Raw genomic sequence first — 16,246 nt, forward strand, 5'->3', positions numbered from 1 at the left:
CGAACTGCCGATCAACTGCCGGCACGAGGACCTGTTCTGATGACCACCGTGGCCGGCTGGCCCTACCCTGTTTCGGACCAGCCGCCGCCGAGCGTCTTGTAGAGCGTGACGAGGTTCGACAGCTTCGCGAGCTGATCCGTGACCAGCTGCTGCTGCGCCGTGTACAGCGTGCGCTGCGCGGTCAGCAGCGTCAGGAAGCTGTCGCTGCCGGTGCGGTAGCGGGCCAGCGCGAGATCGTAGTAACTCTGCGCGGCGCTCACGTAGTCCCGATCGGCCGCCAGCTGCGCCACGTAGGTTTCGCGGCCGGCCAGCGCGTTCGCCACTTCCTTGAACGCGGTCTGGATCGCCTTTTCGTAGTCGGCCACGTCGATGTCCTTCTCGATCTTCGCGACGTCGAGCGACGCTCGGTTGCTGCCGTAATCGAAAATCGGCACGGAGATCGACGGCGCGAACGTCCACGCGCCGGTGCCGGCCTTGAATAGCGTCGAGAGGCCGCTGCTGGCGGTGCCGGCGTTGGCGGTCAGCTCGATCTTCGGGAAGAACGCCGCACGTGCCGCGCCGATGTTCGCATTGGCCGCCTTCAGCGTGTGCTCGGCCTGCACGATGTCCGGCCGGCGCTCGAGCAGATCCGACGGCAGGCCCGGGCCGACGTCGGCCAGCATCGCATCGCTGTCGAGCAGGCCGGGACCGCTGTCGAGGTCGGCCGGCAGCGGGCAGCCGATTTCGGCCGCGAGGTTGTTGCGATCCTGCGCCACGGCGCGCGTGTAAGACGCCGCGCTGGCGCGCGCGCTGGCCAGTGAGATTTGCGCCTCGCGCACGTCCTGCAGCGACGCGCTGCCGATCTTCATCATGCTGACGGCCAGCTCGTAGGTCTGCCGGTCGGCCTCGGCCGTTTCCGTCGCGATCTTCAGCATCGCCTGGTCGGACAGCAGTTGCAGGAAATCGGTGGCCACCGTCGCCACCAGCGAAAGCTGCGTGCTGGTGCGCGACGCGTCGGTCGCCAGGTAGGTTTCCAGCGCCTGTCGCTTGAGACTGCGCAGGCGGCCGAAAAAATCGATCTCCCACGAGGTGGTGCCCACCGACACGCTGCTCGAGCGGCTGACCGCGCCCGAGCTGCGTGCGTTCGTCAACGAGCCGCCGGCGTCGATCGTCGGCGCCAGCGCGGCGCGCGTGATCCGGTACTGTGCTTCGTATTGCGCCACCTGCAGGGCGGCCACGCGCAGGTCGCGGTTGTGGTCGAGCGCGAGGCCGATCAGCGTTTGCAGGCGCGCGTCGCGGAAGAACGTGCGCCAGCCGACGTCGGCGGCGAGCGGTGCGGAAGTCGTGGCGCTGACGGCGGCTGAGGCAGACGATGCCGTCGATGCTGTGGAAGCCGCCGAGGCAGGCGACGTAGCCGAAGCCCCCGTCGAATAAGCGGCCCCCGTGGGCCAGGTACCGGCCATCGGCGCGGTCGGCCGCTGATAGGCCGGGTCAAGCGAACAGGCGCCGAGCGCCAGCGCGCACAGCAACGAGACGAGTTTCAGTTTCATACTTGATCCCTGGCGGAGCCGGCGGCGTCGCCTTCGCGGTCGCGGCGCGATGCGCCGAACAGCTTGCGCACCACGACGAAAAACACCGGCACGAAGAAAATGGCGAGCACGGTGGCCGCGATCATGCCGCCGGCCACGCCGGTGCCGATCGCGCGGCGCGCCGCCGAGCCCGCGCCGGTGCTGATCACGAGCGGGAGCACGCCGAACACGAACGCCAGCGAGGTCATCAGGATCGGCCGCAGCCGCAGATGCGCGGCTTCGAGCACCGCCTCCGCGACGCTCTTGCCCTGCGCCTGCAGATCCTTCGCGAATTCGACGATCAGAATCGCATTCTTGGTCGATAGCCCGATCGTGGTCAGCAGCCCCACCTTGAAGTAGACGTCGTTCGACAGCCCGCGCAGATGCGCGCCCAGCAGCGCGCCGAGCACGCCGATCGGCACCACCAGGATCACGGCGAGCGGCACCGTCCAGCTTTCGTACAGTCCGGCCAGGCACAGGAATACGACGATCAGCGAGATCGCGTACAGGTAGGTGGCCTGCGAGCCGGCCAGCACTTCCTGATACGACTGGCCTGTCCATTCGATGCCGAAGCCGCTTGGCAACTGCTGCGCGATCTTCTCGACCGCCTGCATCGCCTGGCCGGTACTGACGCCGGGCGCTGTCTGTGCGCTCATCTCCATCGCCAGCTCGCGGTTGTAGCGCTCGATCTGCGGTGGGCCGAAAGTCCAGCGCGTGCTGGAGAACACCGAGAACGGCACCATCCGCCCGTCGTAGGACGTCGTCGAGGACGACGACGTGCTCGACGACGAGCCGGAGGACGAAGAGGAAGATGAAGACGATGAATCCGCGCGCACATACCACTGCCCGATGTCCGACGGCATCATCCGGTAAGGCGCATCGGCCTGCACGTAGACCTTCTGGATCCGGCCGGTATCGATGTAGTTGTTCACGTACGACGAGCCGAACGCGGTCGACAGCGTCGTGTCGATATCCGAGATCGACAGCCCGAGCGCACTGGCCTTCTCGCGGTCGATGTCGACATAGAGCTGCGGCGTGTCCTCGAGGCCTCCCGGGCGCGTCATCGCGAGCGACGGTTCCTTCGCGGCCAGCGCCATGAAGCGGTTGCGCGCGCTCAACAGCTTGTCGTGCCCCTGGCCCGAACGGTCCTCGATCTCGAAGTCGAGGCCGCTTTGCGTGCCGAGCCCCTGGATCGCGGGCGGGTTCATCACGAAGATCTGCGCATCGCGACGCTTCGCGAACGCGGCGTTCGCGCGATTGATCACCGCCTGCGCACTGTCGTTCGCGCCGCGCTGGCCCCAGTCCTTGAGCTGCACGAAGGCGAACGCGTTGTTCTGCCCCTGGCCGTTGAAGCTGAAGCCGTTGACCGTCATGATGTGCGCGACGGCCGGCTGCTTCAGGAAGTACTGTTCGACGGCCTGGACCGTCTTCAGCGTGCTCGATGCCGGCGTGCCGACCGGCGCGGAAACGGACACCATGATCGAGCCCTGGTCCTCTTCCGGCAGATACGACGACGGCAGCGTCACGAACAGCAGCGCGACGATGCCGGCGATCAGCGCATAGGCGATCATCCAGCGCGCGGGCTTCGCGACGACGCGCGCGAGCGTCGCACTGTATCGCGCGTTGCTTTTCTCGAACATCCGGTTGAACGCGCCGAGGAACCCGCGGCGCGCGTGCTGCTCGGCCGACGCGGGCGTGAGCAGCGTCGCGCACAGCGCGGGCGTCAACGTCAGCGCGAGCAGCACGGACAACACCATCGCGGACACGATCGTCACCGAGAACTGCCGGTAGATCGCGCCCGTCGATCCCGAGAAGAACGCCATCGGGATGAACACGGCGGTCAGCACGGTCGTCACGCCGACCAGCGCGCCGGTGATCTGCCCCATCGCCTTCTTCGTCGCGGCCTTCGGCCCGAGCTTCTCATCGGCCATGATCCGCTCGACGCATTCGACGACGACGATCGCATCGTCGACCAGCAGCCCGATCGCGAGCACCATCGCGAACATCGACAGCACGTTGATCGAGAACCCGATCGCCGACATCGCGCCCAGCGTGCCCAGCAGCGCGACCGGCACGACGATGGTCGGGATCAGCGTCGCGCGCAGGTTCTGCAGGAACAGGTACATCACGAGAAACACCAGGATCACGGCCTCGACGAGCGTCTTCACGACTTCCTCGATCGAGATCTTCACGAACGGCGTCGAATCGTACGGATAGCTGATCGCGACGTCCTTCGGCAACTGCGGTTGCAGCTCGGCGAGCTTCGCGCGTACCTTCTTCGCCGTCGACATCGCGTTCGCGCCGGTCGACAGCTTGACCGCGAGCGCGGCGGCCGGCTTGCCGTCGCTTCGCGACGAGGTGCCGTACGAATCGCCGCCGACCTCGATGCGCGCGACGTCCTTGAGCAGTACCTTCGAGCCGTCGGCATTGACGCGCAGCAGGATGTTGCCGAACTGCCCGGGCGTCGTCAGCAGGCTCGACGACGCGATGGTCGCGTTGATCGCCTGCGCATCCGTCGCGGGCGCTCCGCCCAATTCGCCGACCGACAACTGCACGTTCTGGTTGGTGATGGCGGTCGTCACGTCCGACGCGGTGAGCCCGACGCTCTTCAGCCTGACCGGGTTCAGCCAGATCCGCATCGCGTGCTCGGCGCCGAACAGCGTGACGTCGCCGACGCCGGTCAGCTGCGTGAGTGAATCCTCGATCTGCGTCGCGATCACGTTGCCGAGCTCGATCGAGTTCAGCGTGCCGCCGGGCGACGACAGCGCGACGATCATCAGGAAGTTGCTGGACGCCTTCGCGACCTGCACCCCCTGTTCCTGCACGGTTTCGGGCAGCGACGCCGACGCCTGCGTCACCTTGTTCTGCACCTGCACCTGCGCGATGTCGGCGTTGGTGCCGGGTTCGAACGTCAGGTTGATCGTCGCCTGCCCCGCGTTGCTGCTCGTCGACGACATGTACATCAGGTTGTCGATGCCGGACAGCTTCTGCTCGATCACCTGCGTGACGGTCTTGGCCACCGTGTCGGCGGATGCGCCCGGATAGGTCGCGCTCACGCGCACCGACGGCGGCGCGATGGTCGGATACTGTTCGACCGGCAGCGTCGTGCTCGCGGCGCCACCGATCAGCATGATCACGATCGCGATCACCCATGCGAGGACCGGGCGCTGTATGAAAAATCCTGCCATGCGCGCTCCTTACGACTTCGCGGCCGACGCATCGGCCGTCACATGCACCGCCGCGCCGGCCTGCACCTTCTGCAAGCCGTCGACGATCACGCGATCGCCCGCCTTCAATCCGCTCGACACGATCCACCGGTCGCCATAGGCGGTGTCGGCGCGCACGGCCACCTGCTTCGCGTGGCCGGTCGCATCGACGACCCACACGCTCGCGCTGCCGTCCGACGCACGCGTGACGGCGAGCTGCGGCACCAGCAGCGCATTCGCATCGACACCCTCGTCGAGTTCCGCACGCACGAACATCCCCGGCAGCAGTTCGCCGTCGGGGTTCGGGAAAATGATCCGCAGGGTGACGGATCCGGTCGTCTGGTCGACGGTGATGCCGGAGAACTGCAGCATGCCGTCATGCGGATACGGCGTGCCGTCTTCCATCGTGAGCCGCACGACGGCGCCGTCGCCGGCGCGCTGCAGGCGGCCCGATGTATACGCCTTGCGCAACCGCAGCCATTCGGCGCTCGAGCGGGTGACGTCGAGATACATCCGGTCGTATGCCTGGATGGTCGCGAGCGCGGTGGTCTGGTCGGCCGTCAGCAGCGCTCCTTCGGTCACCGACGACGCGCCGATGCGCCCGGCGATCGGCGCGGTGATCCGCGTGTAGCCGAGATTGACGCGCGCGGATTCGAGCGACGCGCGATCGGCCAGCACGTCGGCCTCGTCTTCGCGCACGGCCGCGGCCGCGTCGTCGTTGTCCTGCGCGCTGACCGCGCCGATCTTCGCGAGCTGCGCGTAGCGCGCGGCCTTCGTCTTCGCCGACGCGAGCGTCGCTTCGGCCTTCGCCAGCGTGCCGCGCGCCTGGTCGTAGGTGGCCTGGTATGCGGCCGGATCGATCTGGTACAGCACCTGTCCGGCCTTGACGTCGGCACCTTCGGTAAAGAGCCGCTTGCGCACGATCCCGCCGATCTGCGGCCGCACGTCGGACACCTGCAGTGCCGACAGGCGGCCCGACAGCACCGTGCGCTCGTCGATCCGCTGCGGCGCCAGGGTCTGGACGCCGACCTCGACGGCCGCCGCGGCCGCGCCCGGGGCGGGGGCGGGGCCGGGGGCTGCGCCATGATCGCCGCAGCCCGCGAGCGCGAGCGACGCGAACAACGCCAGCATGACCGGCCAGCGCGTCGGGCGCGTCGGCGATGCAGGCCCGGACAACGCCGGCAAACGCAACCGGCAACACTCCAACTGCTTGTTCATGTGTACGACCACCATCCTTCCAAGATGCGGTGCACGATACGTTAAACCACTCCTAAGTTGTTGATTCTTATGTGCATTTATATAATGTGTCGTGATTGACACAGACCGATCGTGCGCACCGGAGTACATTTGTCGGCGAACGCACCGCGGCCGCGCGCCGCATACGACACGCACGTAACGACGGGGACTCCATTGACCGGCAACTCCATCCTGATCGTCGAAGACGACGCAGACATCAGCGTCCCGCTCGCCGCCTTTCTGTCCGGCAAGGGCTACGTCACGCACGTCGCGGACAGCGTCGAAGCCGCCGACGCGCTGCTCGCGACGGACGACGTCGACCTGGTCCTGCTCGACGTGATGCTGCCGGGCAAGGACGGGCTCGATCTCTGTCGTCGCCTGCATGCGAAGGGCGGGCCGCGCATCATCATGCTGACGGCACTCGACGATCCGACGGACAAGGTGGTCGGTCTTGAGCTCGGTGCTGACGACTACGTACCCAAGCCGTTCGATCCGCGCGAGTTGCTGGCGCGCATCCGCGCCGTGTTGCGCCGCCCCGTCGCCGCCGAGGGCGACGAACGCAAACCGATCACCGAACTGGTCCTGCAGTTTTCCGGCTTCACGTTCTATCCGTACCGGCGCTTCGTACGCTCGCCGGCAGGCCTGCGCGTGCCGCTGACGGGCGCGGAAACCGACCTGCTGCTCGTGCTCTGCCAGCACGTCCGCAAGGTGCTCTCGCGCGAAGAGCTCATCAATCTCACGCGCGGAACCAACTTCCCGATCTCGGGGCGCTCGATCGATTTGCTCGTGAGCCGGTTGCGGCGCAAGCTCGCCGGCAACGATCCGCTCGAGGAAACGATCCGTACGGTACGCACCGACGGCTACGTGTTTCAGCCCGACGTGGTCTTCGTCTGATGCGCCGGATCATTTCCACCACGCTCGGGCAGATCCTGCTGATTCTGACGTGCTCGTCGAGCGCGACGGCCGTGCTCTTCATCGTTCTGCTGTCGCACCACACCGCGCCCGCTCCACCGTGGCCATGGCAGAGCGCCTATCGCATCGCCAGCGCGGTCGAGAGTCTGCGCGCGATGCCCGACGCCGGGCGCAGCGCCGTGGTCGCGACGATGCGGCAGCCGGGGCTGTCGTTCCGGCTGTCGCAGGCTGCGTCGGCCTGCTCCGCAGAAACTCCGGACACGCGAAACCTCGAGTCCGTGCTGAAATCGGAGCTGACGGGCGCGGCGGCCCTGTCCGTACGCGCTTGCGCGGGCGAACATGCCGGCGATGCGCCGATCCGGGTGCGAGTGCCGCTCGGCAACCAGACGCTCGAGGTTCAGACCGTCCGCAATGCGGTCGACCCGCCACGCTATTCCTTTCCGTTCTACGGCGCGTTGATCTTCATGTGCGTGGGCGTGGCCGCGATGTCGGCGTGGGCCATCTCGCGCGTAATCCGTCCGTTGCGGCGGTTGTCCGAACACGCCGACGCGTTCGGCCAGCAGATGTCGGTGTCGCCGATCGCGGAAGAAGGCCCGCTCGAAATTCGATCGGCGGCACATGCATTCAACCTGATGCAGGAACGCATCGCGCTGTCGGTCCAGAACCGTACGCGCATGCTCGCTGCGATCAGCCACGACTTGCGTACGCCGCTGACGCGTATGCGGCTGCAACTGGAAATGGAACAGAGCGAATACGTGCGCGACAAGCTGATACGGAACATCGAGCTGATGCAGTCGATGGTCACGTCCGCGCTGGCCTTCCTCAGCACCGGCGTGGACCGCGAAGAGAAGGAATGGCTCGACCTCGGCGCACTGATCTCCACGCTGTGCGACGAATACGAGGAGGCCGGCACGGCGGTGCGGTATGTCGGCCCGGAGCAGATCCGCTTCTTTTGCCGCCCGGATGCGATGCGCAGGGTGCTGACGAACCTCATCGAGAATGCGCTGCACTTCGGCAGCGGCGTCGCGGTAGCCGCATCGGTCCACGGGCAGAGCGTGCATATCGATGTGGTCGACGACGGGCCAGGCATTCCCGAGGATCGACTGCGAGACGTGATCGAGCCGTTCGTGCGTCTCGATCCAGCTCGCAGCGATCGCCCGGGGAGCGTCGGGCTCGGTTTGTCGATCGTTCGAGAAATCGTTCATGCTCACGGCGGCACGTTCGCGCTCGTGAACCGAAAACCGACCGGGCTCATCGCGCGAATCGTGCTTCCGTGGCCGCGAGGCTAGGCGCATTGGCGACAGGGGAGATTGCGCGTATGCCGATTCCGGTCGGTTACCGCACAATCTCGGCCCCCGCTTTTCCCCGAAAGCCATGCGCACCTCGCCGAGCAATACTTCAGCGGAGCGTTGCCATATCGTGAAGTAACGTCAAGAGCGGGTGAATCTCGACACGGAAGTAATGAGATCCAGTATTGTCAGGAGAATGAAAACGCGTCGGACGCCGGCATGACGCTTGCGCCGCCAGCACAGCGCTGCGCCGCCGTCTGTATCTTTTTCCATCCACGGCCGGCGCCGATAATGCGCACGGCAACGGAGACGAAGCCGCATCGATGCAAGGAGGCTCCCGCATGACGACGCCGTTCAAGCTGGGCGACCACGTCCGCTGGAATTCCGAAGCCGGTTACGTGACCGGCAGGATCGTCGCAATCCACACGCAGGATTTCGACTACAAGGGCCATCGCCACCGTGCGTCGCCCGACGATCCGCAATACGAGATCAAGAGCGACCGTACCGACCACATCGCCGCGCATCGCGGCCGCGTGCTCGAACGCATCGCCGGCAAGGACGACGCGTGACGCTGCCGTTCTACACCATCGGCCACTCGAACCGCACGCTCGACGAGTTCGTCGAGATGCTCGATGCGGTCGACGTCGCGCTGCTCGCCGATATCCGCAAGATGACGCGCTCGCGCACGAACCCGCAGTTCAACGAAGCGACGCTGCCCGATGCGCTGGCCGCGGCCGGCATCCGGTACGAGCACATCGCGGAACTCGGCGGCCTGCGCGGCAAGTCGCGCGACGTGCCGATCGAAGTCAACGACTTCTGGATCAACCGCAGCTTCCATCGCTATGCCGACTACGCGCTGTCGCCCGAGTTCCGGACGGGTCTCGACGAGCTGATCGCGCACGGCCATCGGCAGCGCTGCGCGATCATGTGCTCGGAAGCCGTGTGGTGGCGCTGTCATCGGCGCATCGTGTCCGACTACCTGATCGCACGCGGCGAAACGGTGCTGCACATCATGGGCAAGAACCGCGCGGAGCCCGCGCGGCTCACGGCCGGTGCGGTGATCCGGGATGACGGCACGATCGTCTACCCGGATGCCGACGACCGCGATCCGGCGCCGCGCGCGTGACCGGCCGCGCGCGGCGCGTCAGCGTCAGCGCTCGCGCAACGCCTCGGCCGCGCGATTCAACGGCTTCACGAGGTAGTCGAACACGGTGCGGCGCCCGGTGCGGATCTCCGCGGTGGCGACCATGCCCGGCAGGATCGGGTGTCGCTTGCCGTCGCGGGTTTCCAGATACGCGTGCTGCGTGAGCACGTAGACGCGGTAGTAGTACACGCGCCGGTCGACCTGGTCCTCGATCGTGTCGGGTGAGATTCGCTCGACCTTCGCCGGCAGCGATCCGTAGATCGACGGTTCGAACGCCGTGATCTTCACGGTCGCTTCCTGCCCCGGATGAATGAACGCGATGTCGCGAGGGCTGAGACGCGCCTCGATCAGCAACTGGTCGTCGAGCGGCACGATTTCCATCAGCATGCCGCCCGGCGCGATCACGCCGCCAACCGTGGACACGCGGATGTCCTTCACGATGCCGCGCGCCGGCGCGCGAATCACGGTTCGCCGCAATTGGTCGGCACGCCCTTCTCGAACCTTCAGCAGCGGTTCGAGATCGGCCATCGTCTTCGAATAGTCGGCTTTCAGCGCGACGTAGTATTCGCTCTGCGCGGACGCCAGCTTCGTCGAAAATTCGGCGGCCTTCTGACGCAGCCGGAGCACCTCGACCTCGTTGGTCGCGCCGGTTTTCAGCAGCGGCAGCGCAATCCGCAGTTCGTCCTCGGCAAGACGCAGCTGTTCGCGCAGGTTCGCGACGTTTTCGCGAAACGCGCGACGGTTCGCGACGAACAACTGACGCTCACGTCCGGTCACGGCTTTCTCGTTCGCCAGTTCCGCCGGAAATTCGATGCCCGGCAGGTCGTTCATCTCCGCGTACAGCCGCGCGGCGCGCCCCTGCAACGCGGTGATCCGCTCGAGCGTTTCCTCCATCGACGAGCGTGCGAGCACCGGATCGAGCGTCGCAAGCCGCTGGCCCGCATCGACGACATCGCCTTCGCGCACCGCCAGCTCGGACAGGATGCCGCCTTCGAGACTCTGGATGACCTGCCCTTTGGAGGCCGGCGTGACCTTGCCCTCGCCGACCGCGACTTCGTCGAGGTTCGCGAATACCGACCACACCAGAAAGGCCGCCAGCGCAGCGACGATCAGCCACAGGATCCGCCGCGCAGGCGCCGCTTCGCGCGCACGGTTTGCCGACCACGGGAAATCGCTCATCGTGCCTCCCCCGCCATCTGCGCCGGCAACGGATTCGAGCCGCCGGCCGGCGCGCGCGCCGCGGCCGCCCGCTCCGGCGTGCCGGAACCGCGCAGCGCGGCCAGCACCTCGTCCTTCGGACCGTCACGCACCACGCGTCCGCCATCGAGCACGATGATGCGGTCGACGATCGACAGCACCGGATAACGATGCGTCGCCACGATCAACGTGCGATTGCCGAGCCACTGCTGCAGGCGTTCGACAATCGCGCGCTCGGTGGCCTCGTCGAGCGACGCGGTCGGCTCGTCGAGCAGCAACACGTTCGGCGAGCGCAGGATCACGCGCGCCAGCATCAGCGCCTGCTTCTGGCCGCCGGACAACCCCAGGCCGCTCTCGCGCAGCTTCAGGTCGAGGCCGTGCGGCTGCCGCAGCAGCAACTGGTCCGCGCACGCGACCTTCATCGCGGCGAGCATCGCGTCGTCGGTCGCGAGCGGATTCGCGATCAGCAGGTTCTCCCGCAGCGTGCCGTAGAAGAGACTCGATTCCTGCAACAGCATCCCGACGTCGCGACGCACATCGGCGACATCGATCAGCGGCATCGGCGTGTCGTTGAACAGGATGCGCCCCTGCACCGGCGTCGCGAGCCCGCCGAACAACCGCAGCAGCGTCGATTTTCCCGCGCCGACCCGGCCGAGGATCGCCACCCGCTCGCCCGGCTCGATCGACAGGTTCGGAATACTGAGCACCGGCTTTTCCTGCGGATCGAAGCTGTATCCGACCTGTTCGAAGCGATAGCGGCCGACGAGCGCCGGCTTGTGATACGCATCGACCGACGGATCGTGATCGAGCGGCAGCGCGAGCAGGTTGTCGAGCCCTTTCTTGCCCGCGCGTACGTTCTGGATGCGCGACAGTACCGCGGGAATCTGGCCGAGCGGCGCGATCGTGCGGCTCGTCAGGATCGAACAGGCGAGCACGGCGCCAAACGACAGGCTGGAGTCCAGGATGCCGTACACGCCGGCGACCAGCACGCCGGCGTACGCGAGCTGCTGCACCGTCTGCGCGAGATTCACGAGCAGGCCGGCCAGCCGGCGTTGCTGCAGCCCGATGTCGGCATTCACGCTGTTCGTATGTGCCCACAGCTGCCTGAAGCGCGGCTCCGCCTGCAGCGCCTTGATGTCCTCCGCGCGATAGATCGACTCCATCAGGATCGCGTTGCGCAGCGCCGATTCCGCAAGCCCCTGGTTCGACAGCTTCGCCAGCGGGATTTGCGCAAGCACGCCCGGCAGGATCAGCAGCGGAATCGCCGCGAGCGGCACGAACGCGAGCGGGCCGCCGAGCAGCCAGATGATGAGCAGGAACGCGATGACGAATGGAATGTCGATCAGCACGCCCATCGTGCTCGACGTCAGCAGTTCGCGCAGTTGTTCGAGGTCGCGCAGCTGTGCGACCAGCGTGCCCGGCGAGCGCGGCCGCGCGTCGTTTCGGATGTCGAGCACGCGTGCGAAGAACATTGCGGACAGCCTGAGGTCCGCCTGCTTGCCGAAATGATCGGCGATCGACACGCGCGCGGTACGCAGCAGCAGTTCCAGCGCGAGCGCGAGCACGACGCCGGACGCCAGCACCCACAGCGTATGCGTCGCCCGCGCCGGCACCACGCGATCCCACACCTGCATCGCGAACAGCGACGTCGCGATCGCGAGCAGATTGCCGAACAGCGAGCCGGCACCGAGATCGAGCAACACCTTCCATTGCGCCGAGAACAAATCGTGCAGCCAGGTGTCGGGTTTGGCGGACAGATAGCCGTCGACGCGCTCGTCACGCCGCGCAACCCGCTCGTGGACGAGCAGCACGCGGGCCGGCCACGTGGGTGCCGGCGCGTCCAGATCGAGCGCGCGTTCGACCGGCTTGCCGTCGAAGACGAACTGGACGATTGCGCGCCCCGCCGCGACCGACACGATCACGCCGACATGCGCGTCGTCGAACACGGCGAGCGCCGGCAGCATCGCCGGCGTGAGCCGCGCCGGCGGCAATGCGGCGAATTGCGCGGCGAGTCCCGCGGACGCGGCGACTTCGATGACGGCCGCGTCCGGGTCCGCGAGGCTGGCCCACGCTGCCGCGCCGCGCACCTGCTCGGGCGAAACGGCCAGACCGAGATGGCGTGCAGCGAAAATCAGCGGGTCGGCCCAGCGCGCGATGTCGGCGCCGGCATCGCGCCCGGCGCGAAACGCATCATTCATGACGACTCCCTTCGTGTTCGCGCAGCAATTCGACGAACTTGCCGACCGCCACGTAAGCCTTGATGCGCGCGATCGCGCCGTCGGCCAGTGCGTTGATTGCCTCGACTTCCGATTCGAAGATGTCGCGCTCCGGATTCACGACGTCGGTCAGCGTGCGCTTGTTCAGGATGTATTCCTGCCAGTACAGGTCGCGCGACGCCCGCGACAGCGCGGTCACCTTCTCGTAGCTGTTCAGCCGCGCGGCCGCGCCGGACGCTTCGATCTCCGCCGACTTGAGCGCGCTGCGCGTCACGAGCCGCCGGTTCTCGAGGCTTTCACGGTTCGCGCGCAATTCGGCTTCGGCGGCCGCGATCTGGTGTTTCGCCAGACCGCCGAGCGAGTAGTTGCCGCTCACGGCGAAACCGATCCAGGTGTCGTTGGTGGCGTTCGGACGGCCGCTCGACACCGAACGGCTCGCACCGATGCCGATCGACGGGAAGCGTTCTGCCTGCGCGACGCGCACGCGCGCATCGGCCGCATCGACGGCGGCCGCCGCGGCAAGCACCGACGGCGTCCGTTCGATATCGCCCCCGACGTACCCGAGAGCGCCGACGAAATCCACCGTGCCGCCGAGATTCGCCACGCGCCGCGGACGCGCGCCGATCAATTCCGTGAGCTTCGCGGCTGCGACGTCGAAGCGCGTGTGTGCCTTCAGCACTTCCGCCTGCGCATGCAGGATCGCCAGTTCGACGAGATTGCGATCCGACGAAACCGATAATCCGGCCCGCACGCGATCGAGGATCTTCGTGCGCGTGTCGCTCAGCGCGGCGACCTGACGCCGCGCGGCGGCGACGACGTCCTGGCTGGCGGCCAGTTCGACGAACGTCGACGCCGTCTGGTACGCAACCGTCTCGATCGTGTCGGCCAGCTGATACTGCTTCTGGCTCAGCGTCGAGTCCGCCGCGGAAATCCGTCCCGACGTGCGGCCGAAGTCGTACAGCAACTGCGACACGCCGATCGACGCGCGCGTGCCGGTGCGATTGCCGTTGCTGCCGAAGCTGCCGCCGTAGCCGGGACGCACGCCGTAGTCGATCTTCGGATACCACGCTGCCTTCGCGACCTCGACCTCCGACGTGCTTTGCGCGACTTCCGCATGGGCGCGGCCGATGTCGGGATGGCGCGCGATCGCGACGCCCACCGCGTCGCGCAGCGTCAGCTGGTCGAGCGCGATGCGCAGCGTTTCGCCCGCTGCGCCGTCGGCGACCTCGGCGTCCGCGGGATCCGCTGCGCGCGCGACAGCGGGCGTGTCGAATGCGTCCGGCATGTCCGGCAGATCCGGCGTGATCGTCGTCACCCCGTCACGCGGCGCCGTCACTGGCGATGGCGCGTCGCCCGGCGCCATCGCGCGAGACAGGTTCGCGAGCACGATGCGCCGCGCCGGGTCAGCGGGCGGCAACGGCGGCGCCACGTGCCGGCCCGGTGCGGCAGCGGGCAGACCGGCCGGCAGCGGCACGAACGACGCCGTCGTCGTCGCGGTGCGCATCGCCGGAGCGGCCGCCCGGGGCGCCGCAGGCGGCGACGAACGCGCGGGCGACGCCGCAGCAGCCTGGACCGCAGGCGCAGGCGCCGGCACGCGCGCCGCGGTCGCGAACGAATCGGTCAGTCGGCCGCTCGGTAGCGGCGACGACGACGCGAACGCCGCCGGTGCGGTGTCGAGCAGCGCGATCGCGAACAACATATGGCCTGGATGGAAAACGGCACGCGCCGCGCGCACGGCGCGACACAGGGTGTATCTGGAACGGGCGGTTGTCTTGAGCATCATCGGGATGCCGGCGGCGAACCGTCCGGCAAAGCATGCCCTCGCTTGCCGCGAGGACGGATATGCGTCGGGCAAGCCCGCGTCGCGATGCGAACGGGCTCGCCGTGTCGGGGAGGCAGGCCGGCCTCCCCGTGGCGCTGCGGTCAGACGATGATCTGCTGGTTCGCGAGCAGGGTCTCCAGGTTGGTCGTCACGTTGTTCAGCGTGACGAGGGTTTCGGAACTGAACGCCGTCCCCGCGCCGTCGCGGTCGATGCTGATCACCGTATCGGCGCCGACGTTCGTCACCGACAGGAACTGCCCGATCGTGTCGCCCGCATCGATGGTGGGCACGCCGTCCACGTAATGCGCGGGGCCGTCCGCGTCCGCCGTGTAGCCGACCAGCAGCTTCGACAGATCGATCTTGTCGCCGCTCGTATCGCCGGGGCCGCTTGCGAGCTGGAAGTCGGTGATGACGTCCTGGCCGTTGCCGCCGGTGTTGTCCGCGCCGCCGGCTTCCCACAGGAACACGTCGGTGCCGGCGCCGCCCGTCAGCGTGTCGTTGCCGGCGCCGCCGATCAGGATGTCGTTGCCGTTGCCGCCGTTGAGCGTGTCGTTGCCGGCACCGCCGCGCAGCAGGTCGTTGCCGTCGCCCGCGTTCAGCACGTCGTCGCCGTTGTAGCCGTACAGGCGGTCGTTGCCGGACGTGCCGGTGACGGTGTCGTTGCCCGACGTCCCTTCGATGATCGACGCCGATTGCGTGGAGCCGAGCAGGCTCGCGTTCAGCAACTGGCCAGCCGTGGCCGATGCGGACAGGCCGGTCTTGTCGGTCGCGGAGATCGTCACGCTGTCGAGCGCGCTGACGCTGATCAGCCCGCCGTTCAGCGTGATCGAGCCGAGAAACTCGTTGAGCTTCAGGTTGTCGATCGTGCCGCCGTCGGCCGCGGTGATCGTCAGGTCGGACGACGGCCCGATCACGCCGAGGATCCCGTTGTTGTTGACGACGTTGAAGTGGAGCCCCAGTTCGTTCGCCAGCGCCTGGTTCGCGTTGAATTGCAGCGCGCCCAGGCCGATCAACCCGCCGTAGTGCAGCGTCACGTGATCGAGGTTGTTGTTGTAGTCCGATCCGGAGAACGCCTGCTGCGTGCTGAAATCGATCAGGTTGAGCAGGTTCGCGCCGACGATGCCGAGCAGGTTCCCCGACGACTGCGCCGATACGACCGGTGCGACGTTCGGATCGATCGTGAAGAGCTGCGACGTCGTCGGGCCGACGTTGCCCGCCGCATCGACGACACGCACCGTCGCCGTGTAGTCGGCCGCGGACAACACGCCCGGTGCATACCAGGTCCAGTTCGTGCCGTCGACGGTCGCGTTGGTCCAGTGTGCGCCGCCGTCGAGGCTGACCTGGACGACCTCGCCCGCGCCGAGCGCCGCGTTCAGCGTGCCGCCGAGGGTAGGCGTCGTGTCGCCGGTGATCCAGTCGTTGGGCGCGCCGGTGTTGTCGGTCAGGGTCGTCAGCGTGGCCGCCGCGGTCGGGGCGGTCGTATCGACGGTGATCGCGAACGATGCGCTCGGGAGGCTGACGTTGCCTGCGGTGTCGGTTGCCGTGACCGTCAGGCTGTGTGCGCCTTCGCCCAACGCGGTAGTCGGCGTGAAGGTCCAGTTGCCGGTCGGGTCGGCCGTCGTCGTGCCGAGCAGGGTCGTGCCGTCGTAGATGCTGACCGTGCTGCCCGCTTCTGCT

11 protein-coding genes are annotated in these 16,246 nt (G+C 67.4%); 4 read left to right on the forward strand and 7 right to left on the reverse strand.

The window, feature by feature from the left end; translation table 11 throughout:
• Window positions 1–62: 62 nt before the first annotated feature.
• The 3 genes from Q3A80_RS15850 to Q3A80_RS15860 are packed head-to-tail and all read right to left on the reverse strand — an operon-like array spanning window position 63 to window position 5,884.
• Entirely contained in the window at window positions 63–1,529 is a 1,467-nt protein-coding gene (locus tag Q3A80_RS15850) for an efflux transporter outer membrane subunit (RefSeq protein ID WP_446329900.1), read from the reverse strand.
• The gene (locus Q3A80_RS15855; protein ID WP_446329901.1) at window positions 1,526–4,735 is read right to left on the reverse strand and encodes an efflux RND transporter permease subunit; all 3,210 of its coding nucleotides are present in this window, start codon (window positions 4,733–4,735) and stop codon (window positions 1,526–1,528) included. The genes Q3A80_RS15850 and Q3A80_RS15855 overlap by 4 nt, the downstream gene beginning before the upstream one ends.
• A 9-nt stretch (window positions 4,736–4,744) precedes the next feature.
• Entirely contained in the window at window positions 4,745–5,884 is a 1,140-nt protein-coding gene (locus tag Q3A80_RS15860) for an efflux RND transporter periplasmic adaptor subunit (protein ID WP_446329902.1), read from the reverse strand.
• A 279-nt stretch (window positions 5,885–6,163) separates the two neighbouring features.
• On the opposite strand from Q3A80_RS15860, the gene Q3A80_RS15865 reads away from it, so the two are divergent.
• The 4 genes from Q3A80_RS15865 (at window position 6,164) to Q3A80_RS15880 (ending at window position 9,316) form a co-directional block, all read left to right on the forward strand.
• Window positions 6,164–6,883 carry a response regulator gene (locus tag Q3A80_RS15865; protein WP_446329903.1) on the forward strand — a complete coding sequence of 240 codons (720 nt, stop codon included), beginning with the start codon at window positions 6,164–6,166 and terminating at the stop codon, window positions 6,881–6,883.
• On the forward strand, window positions 6,883–8,190 hold the full coding sequence (locus Q3A80_RS15870) for an ATP-binding protein (protein ID WP_446329904.1): 1,308 nt from the start codon (window positions 6,883–6,885) through the stop codon (window positions 8,188–8,190). The genes Q3A80_RS15865 and Q3A80_RS15870 overlap by 1 nt, the downstream gene beginning before the upstream one ends.
• A 341-nt stretch (window positions 8,191–8,531) precedes the next feature.
• Entirely contained in the window at window positions 8,532–8,759 is a 228-nt protein-coding gene (locus Q3A80_RS15875) for a DUF2945 domain-containing protein (RefSeq protein ID WP_446329905.1), read from the forward strand.
• Window positions 8,756–9,316, forward strand: coding sequence for a DUF488 domain-containing protein (locus Q3A80_RS15880; protein WP_446329906.1), 561 nt, complete (start codon window positions 8,756–8,758; stop codon window positions 9,314–9,316). The genes Q3A80_RS15875 and Q3A80_RS15880 overlap by 4 nt, the downstream gene beginning before the upstream one ends.
• Window positions 9,317–9,340: 24 nt before the next feature.
• Here Q3A80_RS15880 and Q3A80_RS15885 read toward each other — a convergent pair whose 3' ends face one another.
• The 4 genes from Q3A80_RS15885 to Q3A80_RS15900 all read right to left on the reverse strand — a co-directional run.
• On the reverse strand, window positions 9,341–10,513 hold the full coding sequence (locus Q3A80_RS15885) for an HlyD family efflux transporter periplasmic adaptor subunit (RefSeq protein ID WP_446329907.1): 1,173 nt from the start codon (window positions 10,511–10,513) through the stop codon (window positions 9,341–9,343).
• Window positions 10,510–12,729, reverse strand: coding sequence for a type I secretion system permease/ATPase (locus Q3A80_RS15890; protein ID WP_446329908.1), 2,220 nt, complete (start codon window positions 12,727–12,729; stop codon window positions 10,510–10,512). The genes Q3A80_RS15885 and Q3A80_RS15890 overlap by 4 nt, the downstream gene beginning before the upstream one ends.
• The gene (locus Q3A80_RS15895) at window positions 12,722–14,446 is read right to left on the reverse strand and encodes a TolC family protein (protein ID WP_446329909.1); all 1,725 of its coding nucleotides are present in this window, start codon (window positions 14,444–14,446) and stop codon (window positions 12,722–12,724) included. The genes Q3A80_RS15890 and Q3A80_RS15895 overlap by 8 nt, the downstream gene beginning before the upstream one ends.
• A gap of 224 nt (window positions 14,447–14,670) precedes the next feature.
• On the reverse strand, window positions 14,671–16,246 hold a 1,576-nt coding region (locus tag Q3A80_RS15900), incomplete at its 5' end, for an Ig-like domain-containing protein (RefSeq protein WP_446329910.1).

The organism is Burkholderia sp. SR8 (assembly GCF_052851275.1).